This window comes from Cellulosimicrobium sp. AB352 (assembly GCF_049538415.1).
Lineage (GTDB): Bacteria > Actinomycetota > Actinomycetes > Actinomycetales > Cellulomonadaceae > Cellulosimicrobium > Cellulosimicrobium funkei.
In genome coordinates, this window is sequence record NZ_JBMVFX010000006.1 from 135,946 (window position 1) to 161,626 (window position 25,681).

General features: G+C 75.6%; 25 protein-coding genes and 1 riboswitch. Of the genes, 13 read left to right on the forward strand and 12 right to left on the reverse strand.

The features are described from left to right. Positions 1–31 precede the first annotated feature (31 nt). Positions 32–3,961: a nitrate reductase subunit alpha gene (locus ACPCUX_RS06335; RefSeq protein WP_423388397.1), complete on the reverse strand. Its 3,930-nt coding sequence runs from the start codon at positions 3,959–3,961 to the stop codon at positions 32–34. Positions 3,962–4,186: 225 nt separating this feature from the next. Between ACPCUX_RS06335 and ACPCUX_RS06340 the strand changes: the two genes are divergently transcribed. Further along, the gene (locus tag ACPCUX_RS06340; protein ID WP_061267806.1) at positions 4,187–4,696 is read left to right on the forward strand and encodes a MogA/MoaB family molybdenum cofactor biosynthesis protein; all 510 of its coding nucleotides are present in this window, start codon (positions 4,187–4,189) and stop codon (positions 4,694–4,696) included. Positions 4,697–4,800: 104 nt separating this feature from the next. Here the strand turns inward: ACPCUX_RS06340 and ACPCUX_RS06345 are convergent, their stop codons facing one another. From ACPCUX_RS06345 to moaC, 4 genes are read right to left on the reverse strand one after another with little or no spacing between them, the layout of a single operon-like run. Then, positions 4,801–5,037, reverse strand: a complete 237-nt coding sequence (locus ACPCUX_RS06345) for a MoaD/ThiS family protein (RefSeq protein ID WP_034655471.1) — start codon at positions 5,035–5,037, stop codon at positions 4,801–4,803. A 3-nt stretch (positions 5,038–5,040) separates the two neighbouring features. Further along, a complete protein-coding gene (locus ACPCUX_RS06350) occupies positions 5,041–5,334 on the reverse strand; it encodes a DUF6457 domain-containing protein (protein ID WP_061267805.1) in 294 nt (97 codons plus the stop codon). Then, positions 5,331–6,062 (reverse strand): molybdenum cofactor guanylyltransferase, encoded by a 732-nt coding sequence (gene mobA, locus ACPCUX_RS06355; RefSeq protein WP_423388398.1) that lies wholly within the window; start codon positions 6,060–6,062, stop codon positions 5,331–5,333. Before mobA ends, ACPCUX_RS06350 begins: the two co-directional genes overlap by 4 nt. Beyond that, positions 6,059–6,529, reverse strand: coding sequence for a cyclic pyranopterin monophosphate synthase MoaC (moaC, locus tag ACPCUX_RS06360; protein ID WP_114554273.1), 471 nt, complete (start codon positions 6,527–6,529; stop codon positions 6,059–6,061). The genes mobA and moaC overlap by 4 nt, the downstream gene beginning before the upstream one ends. 97 nt (positions 6,530–6,626) lie before the next feature. Between moaC and ACPCUX_RS06365 the strand changes: the two genes are divergently transcribed. After that, entirely contained in the window at positions 6,627–7,298 is a 672-nt protein-coding gene (locus ACPCUX_RS06365; RefSeq protein ID WP_061267804.1) for an AIM24 family protein, read from the forward strand. An 18-nt stretch (positions 7,299–7,316) separates the two neighbouring features. On the opposite strand, the gene glp is transcribed toward ACPCUX_RS06365, so the two are convergent. Then, positions 7,317–8,645, reverse strand: a complete 1,329-nt coding sequence (gene glp / locus ACPCUX_RS06370) for a gephyrin-like molybdotransferase Glp (protein ID WP_061267803.1) — start codon at positions 8,643–8,645, stop codon at positions 7,317–7,319. A gap of 105 nt (positions 8,646–8,750) precedes the next feature. Here glp and ACPCUX_RS06375 point away from each other — a divergent pair, with 105 nt between their 5' ends. The 3 genes from ACPCUX_RS06375 to ACPCUX_RS06385 all read left to right on the forward strand — a co-directional run bounded on the left by ACPCUX_RS06375 (position 8,751) and on the right by ACPCUX_RS06385 (position 11,469). Further along, complete coding sequence (locus ACPCUX_RS06375; RefSeq protein WP_061267802.1) at positions 8,751–9,500, forward strand: PAS and ANTAR domain-containing protein; 750 nt, start codon at positions 8,751–8,753, stop codon at positions 9,498–9,500. Positions 9,501–9,551: 51 nt separating this feature from the next. Continuing rightward, the gene (locus ACPCUX_RS06380) at positions 9,552–10,412 is read left to right on the forward strand and encodes an SDR family oxidoreductase (RefSeq protein ID WP_034653313.1); all 861 of its coding nucleotides are present in this window, start codon (positions 9,552–9,554) and stop codon (positions 10,410–10,412) included. Between the two features lie 265 nt (positions 10,413–10,677). Next, entirely contained in the window at positions 10,678–11,469 is a 792-nt protein-coding gene (locus ACPCUX_RS06385) for a GAF and ANTAR domain-containing protein (RefSeq protein ID WP_228074952.1), read from the forward strand. A gap of 10 nt (positions 11,470–11,479) precedes the next feature. On the opposite strand, the gene ACPCUX_RS06390 is transcribed toward ACPCUX_RS06385, so the two are convergent. Then, positions 11,480–12,211 carry a PAS and ANTAR domain-containing protein gene (locus ACPCUX_RS06390; RefSeq protein WP_137280819.1) on the reverse strand — a complete coding sequence of 244 codons (732 nt, stop codon included), beginning with the start codon at positions 12,209–12,211 and terminating at the stop codon, positions 11,480–11,482. A 93-nt stretch (positions 12,212–12,304) separates the two neighbouring features. Here ACPCUX_RS06390 and ACPCUX_RS06395 point away from each other — a divergent pair, with 93 nt between their 5' ends. After that, positions 12,305–12,790, forward strand: coding sequence for a DUF6328 family protein (locus tag ACPCUX_RS06395; protein WP_085387233.1), 486 nt, complete (start codon positions 12,305–12,307; stop codon positions 12,788–12,790). A gap of 641 nt (positions 12,791–13,431) precedes the next feature. Here the strand turns inward: ACPCUX_RS06395 and ACPCUX_RS06400 are convergent. Then, on the reverse strand, positions 13,432–14,676 hold the full coding sequence (locus ACPCUX_RS06400) for an MFS transporter (protein ID WP_423388399.1): 1,245 nt from the start codon (positions 14,674–14,676) through the stop codon (positions 13,432–13,434). Between the two features lie 119 nt (positions 14,677–14,795). On the opposite strand from ACPCUX_RS06400, the gene ACPCUX_RS06405 reads away from it, so the two are divergent. The 6 genes from ACPCUX_RS06405 to ACPCUX_RS06430 all read left to right on the forward strand — a co-directional run bounded on the left by ACPCUX_RS06405 (position 14,796) and on the right by ACPCUX_RS06430 (position 18,921). Then, a complete protein-coding gene (locus ACPCUX_RS06405) occupies positions 14,796–15,500 on the forward strand; it encodes a DUF1361 domain-containing protein (protein WP_021482839.1) in 705 nt (234 codons plus the stop codon). Positions 15,501–15,552: 52 nt separating this feature from the next. Continuing rightward, entirely contained in the window at positions 15,553–16,251 is a 699-nt protein-coding gene (locus ACPCUX_RS06410) for a hypothetical protein (protein ID WP_211932780.1), read from the forward strand. Further along, positions 16,248–16,889: a hypothetical protein gene (locus tag ACPCUX_RS06415; protein WP_043659136.1), complete on the forward strand. Its 642-nt coding sequence runs from the start codon at positions 16,248–16,250 to the stop codon at positions 16,887–16,889. Before ACPCUX_RS06410 ends, ACPCUX_RS06415 begins: the two co-directional genes overlap by 4 nt. Continuing rightward, the gene (locus tag ACPCUX_RS06420; protein ID WP_170963703.1) at positions 16,886–17,443 is read left to right on the forward strand and encodes a hypothetical protein; all 558 of its coding nucleotides are present in this window, start codon (positions 16,886–16,888) and stop codon (positions 17,441–17,443) included. The genes ACPCUX_RS06415 and ACPCUX_RS06420 overlap by 4 nt, the downstream gene beginning before the upstream one ends. A gap of 84 nt (positions 17,444–17,527) precedes the next feature. Next, positions 17,528–18,487 (forward strand): hypothetical protein, encoded by a 960-nt coding sequence (locus ACPCUX_RS06425; RefSeq protein ID WP_170963702.1) that lies wholly within the window; start codon positions 17,528–17,530, stop codon positions 18,485–18,487. Further along, positions 18,484–18,921: a GntR family transcriptional regulator gene (locus tag ACPCUX_RS06430; RefSeq protein WP_144722084.1), complete on the forward strand. Its 438-nt coding sequence runs from the start codon at positions 18,484–18,486 to the stop codon at positions 18,919–18,921. The genes ACPCUX_RS06425 and ACPCUX_RS06430 overlap by 4 nt, the downstream gene beginning before the upstream one ends. Here the strand turns inward: ACPCUX_RS06430 and ACPCUX_RS06435 are convergent. From ACPCUX_RS06435 to ACPCUX_RS06450, 4 genes are all read right to left on the reverse strand, one after another. Beyond that, positions 18,910–20,322 (reverse strand): hypothetical protein, encoded by a 1,413-nt coding sequence (locus ACPCUX_RS06435; protein WP_409141868.1) that lies wholly within the window; start codon positions 20,320–20,322, stop codon positions 18,910–18,912. The two genes, ACPCUX_RS06430 and ACPCUX_RS06435, sit on opposite strands and share 12 nt — an antisense overlap. 59 nt (positions 20,323–20,381) lie before the next feature. Next, positions 20,382–20,657: a DUF4235 domain-containing protein gene (locus ACPCUX_RS06440; RefSeq protein WP_009861813.1), complete on the reverse strand. Its 276-nt coding sequence runs from the start codon at positions 20,655–20,657 to the stop codon at positions 20,382–20,384. Positions 20,658–20,775: 118 nt separating this feature from the next. Next, on the reverse strand, positions 20,776–23,313 hold the full coding sequence (locus ACPCUX_RS06445; protein ID WP_423388400.1) for an ABC transporter permease: 2,538 nt from the start codon (positions 23,311–23,313) through the stop codon (positions 20,776–20,778). Further along, on the reverse strand, positions 23,310–24,173 hold the full coding sequence (locus tag ACPCUX_RS06450) for an ABC transporter ATP-binding protein (protein ID WP_423388401.1): 864 nt from the start codon (positions 24,171–24,173) through the stop codon (positions 23,310–23,312). Before ACPCUX_RS06450 ends, ACPCUX_RS06445 begins: the two co-directional genes overlap by 4 nt. A gap of 225 nt (positions 24,174–24,398) precedes the next feature. Next, a riboswitch (TPP riboswitch) is annotated at positions 24,399–24,503 on the forward strand. An 82-nt stretch (positions 24,504–24,585) separates the two neighbouring features. Between ACPCUX_RS06450 and ACPCUX_RS06455 the strand changes: the two genes are divergently transcribed. Further along, a complete protein-coding gene (locus ACPCUX_RS06455) occupies positions 24,586–25,677 on the forward strand; it encodes a thiamine ABC transporter substrate-binding protein (RefSeq protein ID WP_255179722.1) in 1,092 nt (363 codons plus the stop codon). The last annotated feature ends 4 nt before the right edge of the window (positions 25,678–25,681 follow it).

Genomic DNA, 25,681 nt, shown 5'->3' on the forward strand with positions numbered 1-25,681 from the left:
GGCCCGAGGCCGCCTGCTGCGTCCGTCCGCGTCACGAGTACCGCACCTCCTGGCTCCGGCGCCGGACGACCGTCATCTCGTCGCGCTGGTTCCCCGTGGGCCCGAGGTAGTTGAACGCGTACGAGAGCTGGGCGTACCCGCCCGCGAGGTGCGTCGGCTTGAGCAGGATGCGCGTGAGCGAGTTGTGGATGCCGCCGCGCAGGCCCGACGTCTCGGCGAGCGGGACGTCGATCGTGCGGTCGGTCGCGTGGAACATGTAGACCGTGCCCTCGGGCATCCGGTGGCTGACGATCGCGCGCGCCACCACGACGCCGTTGCGGTTGTACGCCTCGATCCACTCGTTGTCCGCGACGCCGATCTTGGCCGCGTCGGCCGGGCTCATCCAGATGCCGGGGCCGCCGCGCGACAGCGACAACATGAAGAGGTTGTCCTGGTACTCCGAGTGGATCGCCCACTTGTTGTGCGGGGTCAGGTACCGCACCGCGACCTCCGCGTGCCCGGCGGACCCCGGGTAGCCCGACGGCGAGGTGTCGCCCACGACGGGCGAGTCGCCGAACAGCCGGTGCATGTCGAGCGGCGGCCGGAACACCGGCAGGTGCTCGCCGAGCTCGATCATCCAGTCGTGGTCGAGGTAGAAGTGCTGCCGGCCCGTGAGGGTGTGCCACGGCTTGAGCCGCTCCACGTTGACGACGAACGCCGAGTACCGGCGCCCGCCGTGCTCCGAGCCCGACCACTCGGGCGAGGTGATGACCGGGGTCGGGCGGGACTGCACGTCCGGGAACGTCACGCGCTTGCCCTGCTCGTCGCGGGCGAGGTCCGCCAGGGGCGTGCCCGTGCGGCGCTCGACGTGCTCGAACCCCTGCACGGCGAGGCGACCGTTCGTCGTGCCCGAGAGGGCGAGGATCATCTCGCACGCGTGCGTGTCGCGGTCGAGGCGCGGACGTCCGGCGGCGGGGCCGTCGGGCACGAGCCCGTTGCGCCGGCCGAGGTCCGCGACCTCCGGCCCGGGCGAGAACTGCACGCCCTTGGTCGCCATGCCCGCCTTCTCGGTGAGGGGACCGAGCGCGGCCATGCGCGCGGCGAACGCCGGGTAGTCGCGCTCGACGACGACGAGCTTCGGCATCGTCACGCCCGGCACGAGCTCGCGCTCGGTCACGGGCCGCCCCGAGTCGGTGAGCGCGCCGTGCGGGACGGCCATCTCGTCCGGGGTGTCGTGCGCGAGCGGGGCGGCGACGAGGTCCTCCCGCACCCCGAGGTGCGTCACCGCGAGCTCGGAGACCTTCGCCGCGACGGTGTGGAAGATGTCGAAGTCCGTGCGCGTCTGCCACGGCGGGTCGATCGCCGGGTTGAACGAGTGCACGAACGGGTGCATGTCCGTCGAGGACAGGTCGTGCTTCTCGTACCAGGTCGCGGCGGGGAGCACGACGTCCGAGAACAGCGTCGTCGACGTCATCCGGAAGTCGAGCGTGACGAGCAGGTCGAGCTTGCCGCGCGGCGCCTCCTCGCGCCACGTCATCGACCGCGGGCGCCGCTCGGGGCCGGACTCCGCGGCGTTGACCGCGGCGTCCGTCCCCAGGAGGTGCTGGAGGAAGTACTCGTTGCCCTTGCCCGACGACCCGAGGATGTTCGCGCGCCACACCGTGACGACGCGCGGGAAGTTCGCCGGGTCGTCGGGGTCCTCGCACGCGAACCGGAGGTTCCCGGCCTTGAGCTCGTCGACGACGTGCTGCGCCGGCTCCTTGCCCGCCGCGCGGGCCTCGTCCACGAGGTCGAGCGGGTTGCGGTCGAACGTCGGGTAGCTCGGCATCCAGCCGCGCTGCGCGGACTCGACGAGCGTGTCCGCCGTCGTGCGCCCGGAGAACTGCCCCTGCGCGAGCGGCGACGCGAGGGCGTCCGCGGGCAGGCCGTCGTAGCGCCACTGGTCCGTTGCGAGGTACCAGAACGCGGTGCCGATCATCTGGCGCGGCGGTCGTGACCAGTCGAGGCCGCCCGCGTACTGGGCCCACCCCGTGACGGGACGGCACTTCTCCTGCCCCACGTAGTGCGCCCACCCGCCCCCGTTCACGCCCTGGCAGCCCGTGAGGGTGGTCAGCGCGAGCATCGCGCGGTAGATCGTGTCGGAGTGGAACCAGTGGTTGGTGCCCGCGCCCATGATGATCATCGAGCGCCCGCCCGAGTCGAGCGCGTTCTGCGCGAACTCGCGCCCGATGCGCGCGGCCGCCGCGGCCGGGACGCCCGTGAACCGCTCCTGCCACGCCGGGGTCGCGGGAGTCGCGTCGTCGTCGTAGCCCGCGGGCCACTCGCCCGGCAGGCCGAGCTCCGGCCGGTTCACGCCGTACTGCGCGAGCAGCAGGTCGAGCACCGTCGTGACGAGCCGCCCGCCGACGCGACGCGCCGGCACGCCACGCACGACGACGCCCGCACCGCCCAGGTGCGCGCCCGCGTCGTCGCCCGGGGCCGGGTCGAGGTCGAACCGCGGCAGCCCGACGGCGACCGTCTCGTACGAGTGGTCGGCCGAGGGAGAGCCCGGGTCCGCCGGGGTAGAGCCCTGGTCGGCCGGGGTAGAGCCCTGGTCGGGCGACAGCGGGCGCTCGGGGACGGTGTCGCGGCTGGGAGGCGTCTGGGGGGAGCCCCAGAAGACGCCGTGCGGGTCGGCGACCGAGAGCAGCGGGTCGATGTCGCCGAGGTCGAGGTTCCACCGCCCGGCGTCGGCCTCGCCGTAGCGGTGGCCGAGGCTCCCGTGCGGGACGCGCGGGGTGCCGTCCGCGTCGAGCACGACGGTCTTGAAGCGCGCGTTCGCCGAGCCGGCGCCGTCGTCGCCGGGGCGCCCGACGCCGTCGGGCAGGTCCGCCGCGGTGAGGAACTTCCCGGGCACGTACGTCGTGCCCGAGCCGTCGTCGTGCTCCTCGAGCACGACGAGGTGGGGGAGGTCCGTGAAGCGGGCCGCGTACTCCGCGAACTGCGGGGTGCGGCGCTGCGCGTAGTGCTCCGTGAGGATCACGTGGCCCATGGCCTGGGCGAGCGCGCCGTCCGTGCCCGGGTGCGGGGCGAGCCACTCGTCGGCGAACTTCGTGTTGTCCGCGTAGTCGGGCGACACAACGATCACCTTCTGGCCGCGGTAGCGCGCCTCGGTCATGAAGTGGGCGTCGGGCGTGCGGGTCACGGGGACGTTCGAGCCCCACATGATGCAGTACGTCGAGTTCCACCAGTCCGCGGACTCCGGGACGTCGGTCTGGTCGCCGAAGACCTGCGGGGACGCGACGGGCAGGTCGGCGTACCAGTCGTAGAACGACAGCATGGTGCCGCCGAGCATCTGGACGAACCGCGCGCCCACCCCGTGGGAGACCATCGACATGGCGGGGATCGGGGAGAACCCCGCGATGCGGTCGGGCCCGTACGCCGCGATCGTGTGCACGTGCGCCGCGGCGACGATCTCCGCCGCCTCGTCCCACGTGGCGCGCACGAGGCCGCCCTTGCCGCGCGCCGCCTTGTAGGCGCGGGCGGTGGTGGGGTCCGTCGTGACCTTGCGCCACGCGAGCACCGGGTCGCCCGTGGCGGCGCGGGCCGCGCGGTAGGCGTCGAGCAGCGCGCTGCGCACGTAGGGGTAGCGCACGCGCGTGGGGGAGTAGGTGTACCAGGAGAACGCGGCGCCGCGGGGGCAGCCGCGCGGCTCGTACTCGGGCGAGTCCGGCCCCACGGAGGGGTAGTCGGTCTGCTGGGTCTCCCACGTGATGATGCCGTCCTTGACGTACACCTTCCACGAGCACGACCCGGTGCAGTTCACGCCGTGGGTCGAGCGCACGACCTTGTCGTGGGACCAGCGGTCACGGTAGAACACGTCGCCCTGGCGGCCGCCCGTGAGGAACACCTGCCGCAGGTCGTCGGACACCGTCCCGCGTTTGAGGTGCTTGCCGAGCCGCAGCAGCGCGTCCTCGACCGGGCCCTCCGACGTCGTCGTCATGCGGCGCTCCCGCCCCCCGGGGCGGCGGGGGCCACCGGGCACCACCAGGGGCGGCGCGCCGGCGGCGACGACGGCACGGACAGGTACGACATACGAGCCTCCTGGGCGAGCAGGTGCGGCGGTCGGTCCACAGCCACTATGCCCAGGTCGCCCGGATCGCGCGCGGTGAGCGCGCGCCGTGGTCCCGTCCCTGCCGGGCCGGGCCGGGCTCGCTACCGTGGCGCCATGACCGCACCCACCGGACGGCCCGCGGACGCGACCGTCGCCGTCGTCACCGTGTCCGACCGCTGCTCGCGCGGCGAGGCGGAGGACTGCTCGGGACCTCTCCTCGCGGGGCTGCTCGCGGCGTCGGGCTGGGCGGTCGTCACCGACCTCGTGCCCGACGGCGTCGCTCCCGTCCGCGACGCGGTCACCCGGGCGGTGGCCGGGGGAGCGCGCGTCGTGCTCACGACCGGGGGGACGGGCGTCGGGCCGCGTGACCTCACGCCCGAGGGCACCCGCGAGGTGCTGGCGCAGGAGGTCCCGGGCATCGCCGAGGAGCTGCGCCGCCGGGGCGCGGAGCACGTCCCCGCGGCGGTGCTGTCGCGCGGCGTCGCGGGGGTCGCGCCCGGCCCGCACGGGCGCGCGCTCGTGGTCAACCTCCCTGGCTCCACCGGCGGGGTGCGCGACGGCTGGGCCGTCCTGGAGCCGCTCCTGCCGCACGTCCTCGCGCAGCTCGACGGCGGCGACCACTGACGACCAGCCCGTCGGGGCGCGCCGACCAGGCGGTCGCGGCGGGTCCGGGACCGTGACGAGCCAGGACCGCCTGCTCGGCACGGGGCGGGGTCAGCCGGGCGGGGTCAGCCGCCGGCGAACGGGGGGAGGACGTCCACCGTCTCGTCCGCGGCGACCGGGGTGTCGTCGCTCGCCGCGCGGACGCCTCCCACGAGGAGCGAGCAGCGCGGGAGCACGCCGGCGAGCGCCGCGTGCCGGGCGACGACGGCGGCGTGCAGCTCGCCGACCGTCGTCGCGTCGACGGTCTCGGTCTCGGTGCCGGCGGCGTCGCGCGCGCCGGCGAAGTAGCGGACGGTCGCCATCTCTCAGTCCTGCGCCCCGGCCGGGGCCGCCGTGCCGGGCAGCTCGGGCTCGGGCGTCCACGCGAGCGCGAGCTCGGTCGCCCGGTCGAGCACGTCCTGCACGCTGCGGCCCGACCCGTCGTGCACGGCGAGCCCGGCGACGTAGCCCGCGACGAACGTCGTGAGAGGCGCGGCGGGGCGCTCGATGCCGTGCGCGGCGTCGCGCGCGAGGTCGAGGACCGCGCCGATGTCGACGACCTCCGGGTCGAGGTCGAGGTCCTGCGCGAGCGCGTCGACCCAGCGTTCGAGGTTCGTCATCGTGGCCTCCTGCCGTCGTCGGGGGTGCCGGCGGGCGGGGCGCCGGGCACCGCGGGCGCGCCTGCGGCCAGGCGGCGCTCCTGCTCGCGGGCATCCTCCCACGTGTCCACGTCGTCGGTGGCGCCCGTGTCGTCGGGGACGCCGATCGCGGGGAGACCGGCGAGGAGCCGCCGCACCGACGCGCCCTGCACGGTCGGCAGCGCGTCGAGCGCGGCGTCGAGCGCCGCGCGCTCGTACAGCCCGACGAGCCACTGAGCGCGTCCGTCGCGCACCGCGTGGACGGCGACCTCGCCGCTCCGGCGGCGGGCGGCGGCGAGCAGCGCGGGTACCGCCTCGGCGGCGCGGGGGACGTCGCAGGCGAGCACGAGCACCCAGGGCGCGCGGCCGTCGTCGGGCAGGGCGGCGAGCCCGGCCGCGATCCCGGCGACGGGCCCCCCGAACGGCGGGTCCTCGCGCGTGCGGACGTAGCGCCCCGGGGCGGCGAGCTCGTCCGGCCCGACGACGACCGTCCGCGCCGCCCCCACGGTCGCCGCGAGCGCGTGCTCCAGCAGGGGCCGACCCCCGACGACGAGCCCCGGCTTGGGCGTCCCCAGCCGCTGCGCCCGCCCTCCGGCCAGCACGACGGCGTCGAACCGGAGGGACGGTTCGGCACCCCGTGCGCGGATCGGCAGCCCGAGGTGCCGACCCGGCCCGTCGGGTGCCGAGCCGTCGGCGGGGTGGGCGGTCACGGCTCGCGGTGCCAGTCGCCGGACTTGCCCCCGGTCTTCGCGACCAGCCGCACGTCCGTGAGCTCGACGGACTTGTCGAGGCCCTTGACCATGTCGACGACCGCGAGGCCCGCGACGGCGACGGCCGTCAGCGCCTCCATCTCGACGCCCGTGCGGTCCGCGGTCCGGACGGTCGCGGTGACGTCGACGCCGTGGTCGCCCACGACGAGGTCGACGACCGCCCCGTGGACGCCGATGACGTGCGCGAGCGGCAGGAGCTCGGACGTCCGCTTGGCGCCCGCGATCCCGGCGATGCGCGCGACGGCGAGCACGTCGCCCTTGGGGACGGTCCCGTCGCGCAGCGCGGCGACGATCTCCGGCGAGCACCGCACGGTCCCGGTCGCTGTCGCGGAGCGGACGGTGGGCTGCTTGGCGGTGACGTCGACCATGCGCGCGTGCCCGCGCTCGTCGAGGTGCGTGAAGCTCATGCCGCCACTCTCGCACGCGGCGCCGCGCGTGGTGCCGTACGCGCGGACGGTCGGGGGATCGGGTGCGCTCGCGGCCCGCAGCCGCGAGGATCGGCCCATGCGCAGCTCACTCCTCGACCACGCCGAGCGCTCCGTCGAGCCCGGCAGCTTCCAGCTCCAGAACGACCGCATGCTCAAGGTCGACCTCCGCGGCACCGGCGGGTTCTTCTTCGCGAAGCAGGGCTCGATGGTCGCCTACCAGGGCGACGTCGACTTCGCGTACGAGGGCAGCGGCGGTCTCGGCAAGATGTTCAAGAAGGCGTTCACGGGCGAGGGCATGTCGCTCATGAAGGTCTCGGGCAGCGGGGACGTCTTCCTCGCGCAGGACGCGGACCAGGTCTTCGTGCTCCACCTGGAGGACGAGGGCGTGACGGTCAACGGCGCGAACGTGCTCGCGTTCGAGAGCTCGCTCGCGTGGGACATCAACCGGGTCGAGGGCGCGTCGATGCTCAGCGGCGGCCTGTTCAACACGACGTTCACGGGGACCGGGTCGCTGGCCGTCACGGCGTTCGGCACGCCCGTCGTGCTCGACGTCGACGTCCCCACCTTCGTCGACATGCAGGCCGCGGTGCTGTGGTCGACGTCGCTGCAGTCCTCGATCCGCAAGACGGCGAAGCTCGGTGCCGCGATCGGGCGCGGGTCCGGCGAGGCGTACCAGCTCGCGCTCTCGGGGCGCGGGATCGTCGTCGTGCAGGCGTCGGAGGGGCACCCGCCGCCCGCGGCGAAGTGATCGAGGCCGACCTCGGGCTCAGAGCAGCAGCACCTGCACGGGGTCGCCCGGTGCCACGGCCGTGACGTCGGCGCCGACGACGGCGAGCGCGTCGGCGTGCGCGAGCGCGCTCACGCGGTGCGAGCCGGAGCCGCGCGCCGTCGTGCGCTCGTCGGGGTGACGGCCCGCGGGGACGACGTGCGCGCCGTCGGGCTCGGTGTGGCGCACGAGGACGAGCTGCTCGCGCCCAGGCGGCGAGGACCACCCCGCGGCGGCGACGCGCCGGACGAGCGGGCGGCCCGTGCCGGGCACGCCGCGCAGCCGGTCCACGACGGGCCGCACGAACAGCTCGAACGACACGTACGCGCTCACGGGGTTGCCCGGCAGCGCGAGCCACGGCACACCCCGCCAGCGTCCGAGACCCTGCGGGCGGCCGGGCTGCATGCCGACCGCGACGAGCCGGGCGTCGGTGACCGCGTCCTGCCACGGCGTGCCCGCGCGGGTCGCGGGGTCGAGCACCTCGCGCACGACGTCGAACGCCCCCGCGCTCACCCCGCCGGTGCTGACGAGCAGGTCGGGCGGGGCGCCGTCGAACGCGTCGAGCAGCCCGTCCAGCGTCGCGACGAGCGCCGCCGCGGAGTCGCCCACGGCCCCGCGCCGGACCACGTGCGCGCCCGCCGTGCGGGCCGCCGCGGCGAGCAGGACGGAGTTGGAGTCCGGGAGGTGCCCCGGTCCCGGCGTGGTCCCCGGCGCCACGAGCTCGCTGCCGGTGGAGAGCACCGCGACGCGCGGCGCGCGGTGCACGCGCACGGTCGCGTGCCCGGCGGACGCCGCGACCGAGACGTGCCGCGCCGTGAGCACGGCGCCTGCCGCGACGACGACGTCCCCCCGGCGCACGTCCTCCCCGCAGGTCCGCACGTGGGTGCGCGAGGCGTCGTGGATCGCGACCGTCGTCGGCCCGCTCCCGGCCGCGCCCGGCGTGAAGCGACCGGTCGACGTGCGCTCGACGGGCACGACGGCGTCCGCCCCGGGCGGCACGGGCGCGCCCGTCATGATCCGGACCGCCTCGCCCGGCCCCAGACCGCCGTCGAGCCCGGGCGGGCCCGCGTCCCCGGCCGCGACGTCGCCCACGACGCGCAGCACCACGGGCGCCGACGGCGTCGCCCCCGCCACGTCCTGCGCGCGCACTGCGTACCCGTCCATCGCGGACGCGTCGAACGCGGGGGCGTCCAGCGCGGACACGACGTCGGCGGCCAGGACGGCCCCCACCGCGTCCTCCAGCGGGGTGTCCGCGGGCGCCGTCGGGCGGACGAGCGCGAGCGCGTCCGCGGTGTGCTGGACGATCGTCCGACTCGGGTCGCGCGTCATGCCCGCACCGTAGCCGAGCCCGGGTGCCGACCTCGGGAGGGTGGGCTACGTTGGGCACCGGAGTCATGAAGCGGCCCGAAGCCCCCCGAACCTTGGGAGGACGACATGGCCTCGATCCCCGTGACCACCCTCAGCCCCGACCAGACGGCGCCCGTGCGCCCCGCAGCGCTCGCGGAGGTGCTTGCCGTGGGCACGCACCTCCTCGTGGGGCAGTACCGCGTCGAGCTCGGCACCGGGACGTGGTGGTGGTCGGACGAGGTGTACACCATGCACGGCTGGGCGCCGGGGGACGTCCAGCCCAGCCTCGACGCGCTGCGCTCGCGCAAGCACCCGGACGACCGCGCCCGCGTGGTGCGCGCCGCCACGGAGGCGATCCGTTCCGGTCGCCCGTTCTCGTGCGCCCACCGGATCGTCGACGGGCACGGCAAGGCCCGGTCCGTCGTCGTGACGGGACAGGGCCGACGGGACGCGCGCGGTCGCGTCGTCGAGATCGCGGGGTACGTCGTCGACGTCACCCCGACGCACAAGGAGGCGCTGGAGCGCGAGTCGCAGCGCGCCGTCACGCGTGCGTTCGTCGCGCAGGCCGCCGTCGAGCAGGTCAAGGGCGTGCTCATGGCCGTGCACGGCGTCGACGACGTCGCAGCGGGCCAGCTCCTCGCGGAGGCGGCCGGCGAGGCCGGCGTCCCCGTCCAGGAGACGGCCGCGCAGGTCATGCGCGCGCTGAGCAAGGCCGGCGGGGTCGGCCCGACGGCCGAGGCCACGGTCGCGGGCGCGTTCGCCGCCGTCCGTCCGGTCGCGCGGCCCCGCGCCCACGAGGCGCAGCTCGCGCGCCGTCGGGAGCCGGCCCGCTCCTGAGCCGGACGGCCCCGCGCACGACGAGAACCCCACACGAGAAGGAGGAACGACATGACCGACGAGACCACCTTCCCGGCCCAGCAGCAGGAACCCCCGGGCCTCACCGGACGCATGGAACCGGTGCCCGACCACGGCGAGCAGTCCTATCGCGGCACCGGGCGGCTCGAGGGCCGTCGGGCGCTGATCACGGGCGGTGACTCGGGCATCGGTCGCGCCGTCGCCATCGCGTTCGCGCGCGAGGGCGCCGACGTCGCCATCGGCTACCTGCCCCAGGAGCAGGAGGACGCCGAGGAGACGGCGCGCTGGGTCCGCGAGGCGGGCCGCACGTGCGCCCTCCTGCCCGGCGACGTCACCGACGAGGCGACGGCGCGGGCCCTGCCCGGACGCGCCGCGGCCGAGCTCGGCGGGCTCGACGTGCTCGTCAACAACGCCGGCTTCCAGATGGCGCGGCGCGAGTCGATCGAGGACGTCACGACCGACGAGATCGACCGGGTGCTCAAGACGAACCTCTACGCGCTGCTGTGGATCACGCAGTCTGCGCTCGAGCACCTGGGCGAGGGCGCGGCGATCGTCAACAACTCGTCGATCCAGGCGTTCCAGCCGTCGACGTCCCTGCTCGACTACGCGTCGACGAAGGCGGCGATCAACAACCTCACGGTGAACCTCGCGGCCGAGCTCGGCCCGCGCGGCATCCGCGTGAACGCCGTCGCGCCGGGACCGATCTGGACGCCGCTCCAGCCGGCCACCCAGCCCGAGGAGAAGATCGAGCAGTTCGGGAAGGACACCCCGCTGGGGCGCGCGGGCCAGCCCGCGGAGGTCGCCCCGGCGTTCGTCTTCCTCGCATCCCCGACGGACGCGAGCTACGTGTCCGGCACCGTCCTCGGTGTCACGGGAGGCAAGCCCGTGTTCTGACGGGCCCCTCCTCGCCGGGGGAGCCGCGGACCGTGAGACCGCGGCTCGCCCGGGAGGGTCGGAGGGTGGGCGTCCGCGTCCGCCCGGGGGCGGGACCGCCGCGAGAGCGACGGCGCCCGTGAGAGGGTCACAGCCGCCACGCCTTGTGCGGGCGAGACGGCCGCCGCCCCCGCCCCGCCCCGGTGACGCCCGGGCGGGGCCTCCGACGCCGTACGTGCTCCGGCTCGCCGCGACGTAGGCTTGCGGCGGAGACAAGGAGAGCACCATGAGCACCGATCGCGGAACGAGCGGCGAGCCGACCCCGGGAGGGTCCGGAGCACCGCTGACCGAGGTCCCCGTCGTCGACCTGATGGCGGAGGAGGCGACGGTGGCGGGCCTCGTGGCGGACGCCGCCCGCGCGCTCGCCGACGAGCCCACCCTCCAGCAGACGCTCGACCGGGTGGTCGAGCTCGCGGTGGCGATGGTCGACGGCTGCGACGAGGCCGGCATCTCGCTCGTGACCCGCCGCCGCATCGAGAGCGCGGCCGTGTCGGACCCGGTCGTGGCGCGCGGGGACGCGCTCCAGTACGAGCTCGACGAGGGCCCGTGCCTCGATGCCATCCGCGAGCACGCGCTCGTGGAGTCCGGGGACGTCGCTGCGGACCCGCGCTGGCCGCGGTGGGCGCCGCGCGCGGCGGGCGAGCTCGGCGTCGGCTCCATGCTGTGCGTCCAGCTCTACACGTCCGAGAACGCGCACGGCGCGCTCAACATGTACTCCGGCTCGCGCGACGCGTTCGGCCCGGACTCCCACCACCTCGCCTCGACGTTCGCGGCCGTCGCCGCCGCGGCCATCTCGGCCGCGCGGACCGAGGAGCAGCTGCAGTCCGCCGTCCAGACCCGCACGCTCATCGGGCAGGCGCAGGGCATCATCATGGAGCGGTACTCCCTGACGCCCGGCCGCGCGTTCGCCGTGATGAGCCGCGTGTCCCAGGACGCGAACATCAAGCTCGTCGACGTCGCCCGCGAGATCGTCGAGACCCGCCGCATCCCCGGCGTCGGCGCGCCCGCGGGGGACTGAGCCCCGGCGCTCAGCCGCCGGTGGCCGGCTCGTCGGCGCACGGCGCCTCGAGCAGCGCGTCGACCCGGCGTCGGACCGACTCGTCGAGCAGCGGCCCGGCCGGCTCGGCGCCGCCGACCACGCCCTCCACGAGGCGACGGGCGAGCTCGCGGACGGGGACGTTCACGTCGTTCGAGCGCCGGCGCAGCACCTCGAACGCGTCGTCGGGTCCCGTGCGCAGCGCCGCCATGAGCACGCCCTTCGCCTGCTCGATCACCGAGCGCGACGCGTCTGCGGCCCGGATCGACGCGGTCGCCTCGCGCCGCGCGGCCTCGGCGTGCGCCGTCGTCAGGTCGACGAAGTAGCCCACCACGTGCGCCCAGGGCAGCTCCGCGCCCGGGTTCTTCCCCTGCGCCGCGACGGCGAGCGTGCGAGTAGCGCCCGTCGCGTCCACGATGCGGTGCATGGACCCGAACGGCTCCCCGGTCCGCGCGGCCTGCGCGAGCTCGCTCGCGACGCGCTCGCGGTCCTCGGGGTGCTTGTGCGACAGGACGAGGGCGGTCGTCGGCACGACCTCGCCCGGCGCGAAACCGTGCATCTCGTACACCTCGTCGGACCACCACCACGTGTCGGTCGCGATGTCCACGCGGAAGCGGCCGACCGGCTGGGGGTCACCCGGGCCGAGGGCGGCGAGGAGGTCGGCGAGAGCGGGCGGGACGACGTCGTCGGGCTCGGTGGCGTGGGCGGGCAGGGCAGCGTCCATCGATGGGGGTCCCCGGAGATCGAGCAGGACGGAGCCGATTCCTGACCCCAGCAGACTGAAGATTATCCCAGCGTCGGCGCGAGGGAGGAAACCGTGACCACGCAGGTCAGCGACGGGCGGGACGAGTCGGCCGAGGAACGGTCCGACCGGAACTGGGCCGAGCTGCTCCAGGAGCTGCGCGTCATGCAGATGGGCGTGCAGATCCTCACGGGGTTCCTCCTCACGCTGCCGTTCCAGCAGCGCTTCGGAGACCTCGACACCTTCCAGACCGACGTCTACCTCGCGCTCGTCGCGCTGGCCGTGCTGTCGACCGGCCTGTTCGTGACGCCCGTGAGCCTGCACCGCACGCTCTTCCGCCGGCACCGCAAGACGACGCTCGTGACCCTGAGCGACCGGATCGCGCGGTTCGGCGTGCTCGTCCTCGCGTTCGTCGTCACGGGGACCGTGCTGCTCGTGGTCGACGTCGTCGTGAACCGCACCGCGGCCCTGTGGTCGAGCGGCAGCGCGCTCGTGCTGCTCGTCGGCCTCTGGTTCGTCCTCCCGCGCCTCGTCGCCCGCGGCACCGCGGCGTCGGACTGACCTCGCGATCAAGACCTCTCGCCACACGAGGTAGCGAGGTAGAGCCGTGGTCATGCGAGGTAGAGCCGTGGCTCGCCGAGGTAGAGCTGTGGTCACGCGAAGTAGAGCCGTGGTCAATGGCGAAGACCGTGGTGGAACCAGGCACCACCCCCCCCGGCCGCCCCGCGCCGGCCCGGAGGGTCGAGCGACACCCACTGTCCACCATGGGCCGCGGCCTCCGGCGAGCAGGGGATTGTGGCCCGTCAGCCGACCAGGACGAGCCCAGATCGCCTGCTCGCCACCGAGTTCCGGCGCGACCGCGGTGACCCGGTGGGCGGTGCGGTGCGAGCGCACCTGACCCCGCGGGCAGTCGCTCGGGCAGGGGAGACCCAGAGGTGAGACGACGCCGGGCGGGGTGGGTGGTGGTGCCGCGTCGTGGCGGGCCTGGTGGATGGTAGACGCGGCACCACCGCCCACCCCGGCCACCCGGGGCGACCACGCGCCGTCGGGCATAACCACGGCTCTACCTCGCGTGACCACGGCTCTACCTCGCGTGACCACGGCTCTACCTCGCGTGACCACGGCTCTACCTCGCGTGACCACGGCTCTACCTCGCGTGACCACGGCTCTACTTCGCGAGCGTGGGGCCACTCTCGGGCGGGTCAGGAGGACGCGGCGGCGCGGGCCTGGACGCCCCGACGGACGGGGCCGAGGGTGAACAGCAGGGTCAGCAGGGCGGTGAGGGCGAGCAGGCCGAAGCCCAGGCCGTAGGTGCCCTCGAGCTGGTAGACGGCGCCCATGAGCAGCGGCGGTATGAACCCGCCGAGGCCGCCCGCCGCGCCGACGAGGCCCGTGACCGCCCCGACCTTCTCGACCGGCGCGACCTTCGAGACGAGGGCGAACGTCGCGCCCGACGACGCACCGAGCGCGGCGGCGAGGCCGAGGAACGCGATCGTCCCGACCGGCACGAGCGACGGCTGGAACGCGACGACGGCGGCGAGCGCCGTCACGACGGCGAAGCATGCGACGGACACGGGCACGCCGCCGAACCGGTCGGACAGCGCGCCGCCGACAGGCCGCATGACGACGGCGAGCACGACGAACCCGGCGGTGCGGGCCGCGGCGTCGGACGCGGTGAGGTCGTAGGCGTTGACGAGGAACGTCGGCAGGTAGACGGAGAACGCGACGAACCCGCCGAACCCGACGGCGTACAGCCAGGAGAGCTGCAGGGTGGCGGGGAGACGGAACGTCGCCCAGGTGCGGGACCAGAACCCGCCGGCGGGGGCGGTCGCCCGGCCGGGCGGGACGCGCAGCAGCAGCCACGACACGACGGCGAACACCGCGAGGACGGCGGCGACGAGGAGGAACGGGGCGGCGTCGCCCCACGCGTCGCGGATGCGGACGGTGGTGAACGCGGAGATCGCGGTGCCGCCCATGCCCATGCCGAAGATCCCGACGGCGGTGCCGCGCCGCGCGGGCGGGTACCACGCGTTGACGAACGGCACCCCGACGGCGAACGCGGTGCCGCCGAGACCGAGGAAGAACCCGCCGACGATCAGCCAGGCGAAGCTGTCCGCGACGAGCCCGACGAACAGCACGGGCAGGATCGTCAGCGCGCTGACCAGGGGGAACATGATGCGGGCGCCGTACCGGTCCGTGAGTGCCCCTACCGGGATGCGGCCGAGCGACCCGACGACGACCGGGACGGCCACCAGCACGGACACCTGCACGTCGGTGAGGTCGTACTGCTGCCCGTACGCCGCGCCGAGCGGGCTGATGAGCGCCCAGGCCCAGAAGTTCACCGCGAACCCGATGGTCGCGAGGACGAGCATGAGGGTCGGGGAGGTGGACGTCGTCGTCGTCGTCGCGGCGGGCCCGGCGGCCCTGCCCGCGTCCTGCTGCGCCATGGCGACTCCTGGGGGGAGGTGCCCGTCGTCGGGCACGGGGGGAGATCGTTGCGTCGAGCACCTCCACGCTAACGACGCTCCCCGCGCCGCGCGCGGGGAACCCCCCGTACCGTGGGGTCGTGCTCGACTGGCTCTTCGGGGGCGTGGCCCTGCTCAACGTGTACGCGCTCGCCCTCGTGGTGCTGCGCGCGCCGCTGTACCGCACGCGCGTGTACCGGCCGATGCTCCTCAACATCGGGCTCTCGATAGCGCCGGTGATCGTGCTCGGGCTCGTCGTCCTCGTCGACGCCGTGCTCATCGCGGGCGGCGCCCCGTCGTGGGCGGTCGTGACGTGCGCCGTCGTCGGGTTCGGCGTCTGGCTGCTGCTCCTGCCGAACGCGGGCTACCTCGTCACCGAGCTGAACTACAGCCACCGGCAGGAGGGCGAGGAGGTCCCGCTCTGGTACGACATCGTGGCCGTGCTCACGCTCGCCCTGTCCGGGGTGATGAACACGCTCGTCAACGTGTTCCTCGCGCAGGCGCTGCTCGCGATCGTGCTCTACCCGGACGACGACGCCCCGTTCCGCCGTCCCGTGTCGTGGGTCGTGGTGCTCGTCGTGCTGGCGCTCGTCTCCGTCGGGATCTACCTCGGCCGGTACGTGCGGTTCAACAGCTGGGACCTCGCCCACCCGGTCCAGTTCGTGCGCAAGCTCGTGCGCCACTTCCGGGCGCGCGGCGCCGTGCTGGACGCGCTGCTCTTCGTGCTCCTGCACACGCTGTTCTTCGCGGTCATGTACGCGATCGTCATGGGGCCGGTCACGACGCTCCTCGTGCGCGGGGCGTGACGGCCCGTGAGGTTCCGGCGACGGCCCGTGACGGCCCCGTAGGATGCGCGCCGTGACGTCGACCGCGCCGAAGGCCGCCCGGGGCGTGCCGCTGCTCCGCGCCGTCGTGGGCACGTGGCCGCGCCGCGTGGCGCTCGCCGTCGTCCTGGGGGCCGTCGTCGGCACGACGGCGGCCGGCGGCCTCGCCCGGCACGACGCCGCCGACGCGGGGCCGGCCCGGGCCGCCGCGGGGGAGCCGGTCGCCACGGGACCCTTCGACCTCACCGTGCGCTCGTGGTCCGTGACGGACGCCGTGCAGGTCTCGGCGCTCGAGGACTCCGGGGCGGACGCGTGGCTCGTCGTGGTCGTCGGCGCGCTCGACACGGACCGCGAGTCGCGCCGGCTCGACCGCACCGCGGTGACGCTCCCCGACGAGCTGCCCGGCGGCCTGGCGCTCGCGGGCGACGCGGAGCCGGACCGCCCGGACCCCACGCTCCTCGTGCGCGACGCGTCGTCGTACCCCGTGCTCTCGCCGGGCCTCGCCGACGACGTCGCGCTCCTGTGGCCCGTGTCGGTACCGGGGGAGGGCGGCGCGGTGAGCACCCCCGACGAGCCGCTGACCGTGACCGTCCCGACGTTCCGGTACCGCGACATGACGGTCGGCGGTGGCCGGCGGTGGGCCGAGACGGGCGCGGTCACGCTCGTGGACGTCCCGGCGGGGGCCGTCCCGCCCGAGATCGTCGACCCGCCCGAGACGGAGGACGGCTGGTGACCGAGGAAGCGACCGCCGTGGCGCCGGACGGGCCCGAGGCGCCGGACGGGCGCCCGCGGCGGACCGGCCGGGCCGTGACCGTGGTGCTGCTCGTCCTCGCCGTGGGGGCGGGGGCCGCGGTGTCGCGCGTCGACACGTGGTGGCCCACGCTCACGCCGACGACGTCGCGCGGCACCGTGGGCGAGGTCGTGACCGCCGGCCCGGTGCGCGTGCGGGTCGACGACGTCCGCACCGGAACGACGCTCGACGACGGGTCCGGCCCGCTGACGACCGACGGCGTCTGGGTCGTCGTGGACCTCGCGGTGTCCGGGACGACGGGCGAGGCGAGCGTCGAGGTGGTCGAGCTGCGCGACGCCGCCGGGCGGGACCACGAGGCGTCGCGCCGCGTGGGCAACCAGGTCCTCAGCACGTTCGCGGACCCGGACGTCCCGGAGGCGGGGACCGTCGCCGTCGAGGTGCCCGCGCGGGCGCTGGAGGGCGACCTCGTGCTGCGCGTGCTCACGGAGCACCAGGACGCGGACCTCGACCGTCCCCAGGCGATCGCCGAGGTCGACCTCGGCCGCGTCGCGCCGCCCGCCGCGGGGGACTCCCTGGAGACGGTGCGGCCCGCGCTCGTCCCGGGCGGGTGGGACGCGTGAGCGCCGGCTGGTGGCGGACCAACCGCTGGTGGCTGCCCGTGCTGGTCGTGGCGCTCGGCGCCCTGGGCTGGCTGACCTGGCGGTCGGACGACGTGCAGGCCTGGTGGTCGGGCGAACCGCGCGTCGCGCACGCGCCGGACGCCGACGGCTGGGCCCAGGTCGGTGACGTGCGGGCCCGGCTGCTGGGCGTCGAAGCGGTCGACGGGCTCGACGACGGGTACGGCGGCCGGATCGAGGTGCCCGACGGCTACACGCTCTGGGCGGCCGACGTGTCGTTCCGCTCCGACGCGCCGCCCGCCCCGGAGGGCGCGGAGAAGACCTTCTCGTCGTGCGCGGTGCTGCTCCGGGACACGGCCGGGCGGGAGTACGCGGCGGGGGCCTCGGCGCTCCCCGGGACGCCGTACCCCGAGGCGCCGGTCTGCACGGGCGCCGTCTCCAGCCGGAGCACGCAGCACTTCCTGACCCCGGACGACGCCGAGCCCGCCGAGGTGCGTCTCGTCGAGCCGAGCCTCCTGCCGGCGTACTGGTCGCTCCCCGTCGCGGACGTCGGCTGACCGCCGCCGTCTGCCTGCCGGTTGACATCTGGTCGTTTAATAAACATAGTTCATGATCAATAAACTTCGACGGAGGTGGTCGCCGTGGGCGTGGTGTCGTGGATGCTGGGGAACCCGTTGCCGTTGCCGGTCGCGCTCGGGGTGGACCTCGCCCTGCTCGCGCTCGTCGTCGCGGTGGGGCTGGTGTGGTCCGACGGCCGTCGGGCGGTGGTCACCGGCTCGGCGGGGCGTCGTGCCGTGCGGCACGCCGCCCTCACGAGCGCCGGCGCGGGTCTGGTCGTCGCCGCGGGGCTCCTGCTGCCCCCGGCCTACCTCGTGCTGGGCGTCGCGACGCTCGGCGCGCGCGGGACGGCGGTGCTGCCCCTCGTCGCGCTCCTCGGCGCCCTGGCCGTCCACGCGGTGGGCGAGCTGACGTGGCCTCGTCCACGGCACCGGCAGCGCGAGGCGCGCCTCGCCGTCCGGTCGGTCGCGGACGTCGCTCCCACCGTCACGCGCCGCCTCGCCTGGGCGTGGACGGCGCTGCTCGTGGTCGCCGCGGTCGCGTTCGGGCTCGTGGCGTCGGGGCCGCGCGCGGTCTCGCGCGTCGTCGGGCCGGCCGAGGCGTACACCGTCACCCCGTTCCCCGGCTGGCTGTGGACGGGGCCCGTGCTCGTCGTGGCCGCGGTGGCCCTGGTCGCTTCCGAAGCGGTGCTGCGCCTCGTCCGCTCGCGTCCCGCGGTGGAGGACGTCGGCGAGGAGTGGGACATGTGGCTGCGGCGGCGGGTCGCCCGCCGTGTCGAGCGTGCGACCCAGCTCGTGCTGGGTCTCACGCTGGGAGGGCTCGTCGCGTTCGCGGGCCTCTCGCTGCGCTGGCTCGGCCTGGGGAACGGGGACGGCGCCCGGCTCGGGCCCGGGCCGAGCGCAGGGGAGATCGTCGCCGGGAACGTCCTCCTCGCCGTCGCGGCGTGCCTCGTCCTCGTCGTCCTCGTGGCGTCGGTGTGGCCCGCGCGCGACCCGGCACCCGCCGCGCGGGCGCCGTTCGCTCCCGAGGCGGTCGCCGCGTGAGCCTCGCCGTCCGGATCGACCTCGACTCCACGACCCCGCACTACGAACAGCTCCGCGCGCAGCTCGCCGCGCTCGTCACGGCGGGCGACCTCGTGGACGGGCAGCGGCTCCCGACCGTCCGCGCGCTCGCCAACGACCTCGGCATCGCGCCGGGCACGGTCGCGCGCACCTACCGCGACCTCGAGGCCGCGGGCCTGGTCACCACCCGCCGCCGCGTCGGGACGCTCGTCACGGCGCCGCCTGCGACGCTCGACCGGGCCGCCGTCACGGAGGCGGCCGCGCGCTTCGTCCGGCTGGCGCGGGACCACGCGCTCACGGACGGGGAGATCCGCGACGTCGTCGCGGCAGCGCTGCTGGGGGACCGGCGCGAGGAGAAGGCGGGCGACGCCACCGCTCGGACCGAGGTCGAGCACCCCGTCACGTCAGGGAGCTGAGGCCGCGCCGACCGTGGTCGGCGTGCTCGGCGCCCCGGTGCCGGCGCCGGTGTCCGGCTCCCCGGCCCGCCGCGCCGCACGCCGCGTGCGCAGCGCGGACGGCAGGCCCAGGCTCGCGAGCAGCGCGTCGGCCGCGGCGGCGAGCAGGACGGTCGTGAGCACCTGCACGACGACGGTCGCGACCGTCTCCAGCGGGCCGACGATCGCACGCCACGCGACGATCCCCGGCTGGCCGACGACCGCCTGCGCGGCGGTGAGCACGACCTGCTCGGCGAGCGTGAGGAGCGCGAACGCGACGCAGAAGAGCAGCACCGCGCCCCAGCGACTGCGCCACAGCATCCCGAGGGCGCCGACGAGGCCGCCGAACCGCCGGCCCGGGTCGAGCATCAGCGCCCACGCCCGCTGGGCGCCGCTCTCGCCGAGCGTCCGGTTGAACCGGTCGACGGCGCGGGCTGTCCGGCCGGTCGCGCCGCCGTCGCCCGGCACCGCGTGGGCGGGGTCGACGACGTCGATCGCCTCCACGCCGTACACGATCGTCCCGAGCGTGAGCCACGCGAGCGGCACCACGAGCCCGGTGACGACGCCCGCGACGAGGAGGGACGTCGTCGGGCCCACGGCGTCGACGAGCGGCTTGAGCGCGTCCACGCGCGCGACCACGCCGTCCCACCAGGTCGTCACCTCGACGACGACGACGCGCGTCGACCACCACTCGCGCACGCGCCCGACGAGGGCCGTGACGGTGAACGCGCCGACGACGATCCAGACGACCTCGCAGTAGCCCGCGGCGATGCGCACCGCGGCGGAGCGGGCGCTGCGCCGGGCGTCGTCGTCGCGCGCGGAGGCGCTGCGGTCGAGGCGCCGCGCGAGGCGTTCCAGCAGGGTGCGGGCGAGCAGCGCGCCCGCGACGACGAGCACGACGGTGAGCCCGAAGCCCTCGGGGACGGGGTTGGCGGTCTCGAACCCCGCCCCCGCCGCGAACGCGTGGTCGAGCGCGGCGGAGTCGATGTACGCCTGCCAGTCGGACGACAGCCCGCCGTAGAACTCGTAGATGACGAGGTAGGGGACGAGGACCGAGGCGATCGAGCCGAGCAGCGCCCGGACCTCGAGCCGGTCCCGCTCCGTGCGCGGCTCCCGGCGCAGGACGTGCAGCATGACGACGATGCCGACGACCGTCGCGAGCGGCGAGAAGCACAGCACCAGCAGGCCGAGCACCCCGGACGACGGCGCGACGGCGAGCGCGGCCCGCAGGGCGAGCTCGTGCAGCACCTGCGCGAGGACGGCGACCGCGACGAGCGCGGGCCAGTGCCGGGCCAGGAGCCGGCCGGCGTCGGCGAGGACGCGCAGGCCGGCGCGCAGCATCGGGTCCTGAGGGGGCGTCGGGCTCGCCGGCGGGGCGGTCACGCGCGCCAGGCTACCGGGCGGTCCGACCTCCCTCGCGCGGAGGGAGGCCGGGCCGGGCGTCAGGCACGCGAGGCGAGGCGGGCGACGACGCGCTTCGCCTCCTTGCCCGCGAAGCGGCGGGCGAGGACGCCGACGCCCGCGGCGACGGCGGCGAAGGTCACGGCCTGGACGACACCGACCTCCTCGTCGTCGAGGTCCTTCGGGGCGTCGTGCCCGGTGACCTTGGCCCAGACGAACGTCACGAGCTTCTGCGCGGCCCAGCCCGCGGCGAAGGTCAGGGCGACGGTCCCGACCTTGAGGGCCAGGGTCTGCTCGTTCTCGTTCGTGTCGGCCACGAGGGGTCCTCCGTCGGTCGGGGCGCCGGGCGGCGCCGGGCGTGCTCGCACGACCACCGTAGTGCGAAGTCGCCGCCCACGCGTCGCCCGGCGCGCTCGCCCGGCGCGCTCGCTCGGCTCAGTCGTGGCTCACCGCGTCCAGGACGGGGAGGCGTGCGGCGCGCACCGCGGGCCACACCGCGGCGACGACGCCCACGACGCCTGCGAGCACGAGCATCGCGCCGAGCTGGGCCCACGGCACGGCGAGGGTCGTGAAGCCCTCGTCCGCGAGCACCGACGGGAGCGCGGCGGCGAGCCCGGTCCCGACCACGAGCCCGACCGCCGTGCCGAACACGGCGACGAGCACGGACTCGATGACGATCGTCGCCGCGAGCTGGGCCCGCCCGAGCCCGACGGCGCGCAGCAGCCCGATCTCGCGCGTCCGCTCCGCGACGGACAGGGCGAGCGTGTTGACGATGCCGAGCACGGCGACGAGCACGGAGAGCCCGAGCAGCGCGTAGACGATCGCGAGGACCGACTCGACCTGTCCCGCGACCTCCCCGGCGAACTCGTCGGCGTCGAGCACGGACGCGACGACGTACGGCGCGACGGCGTCGGTCACCGCGGCCCGCACGGCCGGAAGGTCCGCGCCGGGCTCGGTGTCGAGGAAGAGCATCTCCGTCGTCGTCGCGCCGACGGAGGCCGCGACGTCGGGCGGCAGGAGCAGGTCGACGGAGAACGCGTGCGAGTCGACCACCGCGCCGATGCGCACCTCCCGGGCCGGGAGGTCGGGCCGTGCCGGGTCGGCGAGCGTGAGGACGTCGCCCAGCGCCCAGCCGTGCTCGTCGAGCGCGTCCGCCATGACCGCGGCGTCGCCCCGCCCGTACGCGGCGAGGTCGCCCTCGGTCGCGGTCGTGCGCACGGAGCGGCCGAAGCCCTCGGCGGGGAAGCCGACGACGAACTGCGGGTCCCCGTCGACGACGACCTGCCCGTACGTCGTGACGTCGACCGCGGCGACGCCGGACACGGCGCGAACGTCGCCCGCGACCCCGTCGGGGAGGTACGGCGTGGCCGAGCGGACGACGAGGTCGGCCGCCGTCTCCTGGTCGACGATGTCCTGCACGGAGGTCCGCGCCGACAGCGCGAGGACGGACGTCGTCGAGACGAGCGCCATCCCGACGACGAGCGCGCCCGCGGTCGCCGCGGTCCGCCGTGGCTGGCGCGTGACGTCGCCGCGTGCGAGGCCGCCCAGCGGGCGGACCAGCGCGACGAACGGCGCGGCGAGGACGGTCAGCACCGGGCCGACCGTGAGCGGGGCGAGGAGGAGCACGCCCGCGACGACGCCGGCCGCGCCGAGCCCGAGGAGGGGGGCGCCGCCGCTGCCGACGACGGTCGACGTGACGACGAGCCCCACGCCCGCGAGCAGCGCGAGGGTCCCGACGGCGGCACGGACCCGACCGGTCCCGGCGGGCCGGACGACGTCGGCGCGCATCGCCTCTACCGGGCGCACGAGCGCGGCGTGCCGCGCGGGCAGGGCGGCGGCGAGCACCGACACGACGACGCCGACCACGAGCGGGACGGCGACCCCCGTGGTCGTGACGGGCAGCGAGCCGGACAGCTCCATCCCGACGGCGCCGAGGCCGGTCCGGGCGAGCTCCGCGAGGCCGAACCCGGCCCCGACGCCGAGCAGCGCGCCCACGGCGCCGACGACCGCCGCCTGCCCGACCACGGAGCCGAACACCTGCCCCGGCGACGCGCCCACGGCGCGCAGGAGCGCGAGCTCGCGCGTGCGGCGTCGGACGTGCATGGAGAACGTCGTGGTGATGATGAACGTGCCGACGAACAGCGCGAGCGCGGCGAAGACCAGCAGGAACGTCGACACGAACCCGAGCTGGTCGGCGATCGCGTCGCTCGTCTCGGCCCGCAGCTCGGCGCCCGTCAGCGCCTCGGCGCCCGCGGGGAGCGCGGTCGCGACGGCGTCCCGCAGCGCCTCGGGGGAGACGCCGTCGGCCGCGTAGAGGGCGACCGACGGGACGAGGCCGTCGGGCGCGTACGTCGCGGCGGCCGTCCCCGCGTCGAGCAGGACGATCGTCGCGCCCGCCATCGGCGCGGACAGCGAGACCTCGCCGACCACGCGCACGGGCCGCACGGCGTCGGCCAGCACGACGTCGGTCGTGTCGCCCACCGCGAGGCCCGACGCCGCGAGCGTCGCCGACTCGAGCGCGACCTCTCCGCCGTCGCGCGGCGCGCGGCCGTCCACCACCTGGGGGCCCGGGTCGCGGGGGTCGTAGGCGACGGCGATGCTCGGCGCCTGGCTGCTGAGGACCGCGGTCCCGTCCGCGCCCACGAGCACGGCGGGACCGCTCACCTCGGGGAGCGCGAGCGCGACGTCGTCGCGTGCGCCGAGGTCGCGCGCCAGGTCCGCCGGGACGAGGCTGCGCGCACCGCCGACCTGGGCCGACGCCGACGTGAGCGCGTCCCCGGCGGGGGACGCGCCGCGCACGTACGCGTCCGCCTGGACCGACGAGGCGACGATGCCGTCGAACGTGGTGGCGAGCATCGCGCGCAGCGCGAACGTCCCGGTCACGAACGCGACGCCGATCGTCACCGCGAGGACCGAGAGGACGAGCTGCGCGCCGTGCGCGCGCACGCCGCGCAGCGCGATCCGGCCCATCATCGGGCGGCCGCCGTCGCCGGTGCCGGGGTGGCGTGCGCCGGGGCCGGCGCGGCGGGCGTGAGGGAGCCCAGCGTGTCGAGGACCGCCTGCGGCGTGGGGTCGTGGAGCTCGGTCACGAGGCGGCCGTCCGCGAGGAAGAGCACCCGGTGGGCGTACGACGCGGCGGTCGGGTCGTGCGTGACCATCGCGACGGACTGGCCGAGGTCGTCCACGGACGCGCGCAGGAAGCCCAGGACCTCCGCGGCGGCGCGCGAGTCGAGGTTCCCCGTCGGCTCGTCCGCGAGCACGATCGCGGGACGCGACACCAGCGCCCGCGCGCACGCGACCCGCTGCTGCTGGCCGCCCGACAGCTCGGCGGGCCAGTGCCCCAGGCGGGGGCGCAGGCCCACGGCGTCGACCACGCGGTCGAACCACTCCCGGTCGACGGGACGGCGGGCGATCGCGAGCGGCAGCACGATGTTCTCCTCCGCCGTGAGCGTCGGCACGAGGTTGAACGACTGGAAGACGAACCCCAGCCGCGTGCGCCGCAGGCGCGTCAGCCGGCGCTCGCTCATCGCGGAGACGGTCTCTCCGTCGACGACGACGGTCCCCGCCGTGGGGGAGTCGAGCCCCGCGAGGCAGTGCAGGAGCGTGGACTTCCCGGACCCGGACGGGCCCATGATCGCCGTCAGCCGGCCCTTCTCGACGTCCACGTCCACGCCGTCGAGCGCCCGGACCGCGGCCTCGCCGCGCCCGTACGTCCGCACCAGCCCGCGCGCGGTCGCGATCGCGGGTCGCGCACCCTCCTCAGCGCCCTCGGCACCCTCAGCGGGCGCGCCCTCGCGCGGGGTGCTCCGCCGTGCCGCACCTGTCGTCGTCACGTCCTCGTCCGTCCTCTCGTCGTGCCGCTGCGCGGGAGCGTCGTGGCTCGCCGGGCGGCGTCGTCCTGTGGTGGCCGCCGGGGCTCCCGGCGGCCGTACCGACCCTCCCGCGGCGCGCCTGCCCGAGGCATCGGGGGCGGGCCCCGAACCGTCCCTGGTCCGCGGCCGCCGGTGCTCAGGGTTCTCTCAGGGGACTCTCCGGGTGAGGGGCCGGTGTAGGCTCACGGTGAACGACAGGGGAGCTCCTGGAGGAGCTGAGAGTGCGGACCACCGCAGACCCTCGAACCTGATCCGGTTAGCACCGGTGGAGGAAGTCGGGAATCTCGATCACCTGCTCGCGCGGTCCGTCGCGCCCACCCGGCGCACGGCTCGTCGGGCCGGTGGACCCCTCCTGAACGTCCAGGGAGGACACATGCAGCACACGACCACCGTCGCCCGCCGCGGCCGGGCCCTCGCGACCGGCGTGGGCGCGACGCTCGCGCTCCTCGCCCTCGCGGCCTGCTCGGGTGGTGACGGCGCCGGGGGCGACGACGCGTCGTCGGGCAGCGGGGGCACGGTCACGCTGGTGACCCACGACTCCTTCGCGGTGAGCGACGACGTGCTCGCCGCGTTCGAGGAGGAGAGCGGGCTCACCGTCGAGCAGGTCGCGCCCGGCGACGGCGGCGCGCTGGTCAACCAGCTGATCCTCACGAAGGACTCGCCCCTCGGCGACGTCGTGTTCGGGATCGACAACACCTTCGCGTCGCGCGCGATCGACGAGGGCGTCCTCGAGCCGTACACGCCCGCCGACGTCGCGGAGTCCGCCGCGTCGTACGCGGTCGGCGACGGCGGCGAGCTCACCGCCGTCGACCTCGGTGACGTGTGCGTCAACGTGGACCACGCGTGGTTCGCCGACGCGGGCATCCCCGAGCCCGTGACGCTCGAGGACCTGGCGAAGCCGGAGTACCGGGACCTCCTCGTCGTGACCAACCCCGCGACGTCGTCGCCGGGCCTCGCGTTCCTCCTCGCGACCGTCGGGGCGTTCGGTGAGGACGGCTGGGAGGACTACTGGGCGGACCTGCGCGCCAACGGCGTGAAGGTCGTCGACGGCTGGTCCGACGCGTACTACGTCGACTTCTCCGGCTCGGAGGGCGCGGGGCCGCGCCCGCTCGTGCTGTCGTACTCGACGTCGCCCGCATTCACCCTTACCGAGGACGGCTCCGCGTCGACCACGGGCGCGCTGCTCGACACGTGCTTCCGCCAGGTCGAGTACGCGGGCGTGCTTGCGAACGCGAAGAACCCCGAGGGCGCGCAGCAGCTCCTCGACTTCCTCGTGAGCGAGACGTTCCAGGCCGACGTCGCCGACCAGATGTACATGTACCCCGCCGACGACTCCGTCGCGCTGCCCGACGGCTGGGCCGAGTTCGCGCCGCTCGCCGACGAGCCCTTCGAGGTCGCGCCCGCCGACGTCGCGGCGCACCGCGACGAGTGGATCAAGGCATGGACGGCGACGGTCGTCGACTGACCCC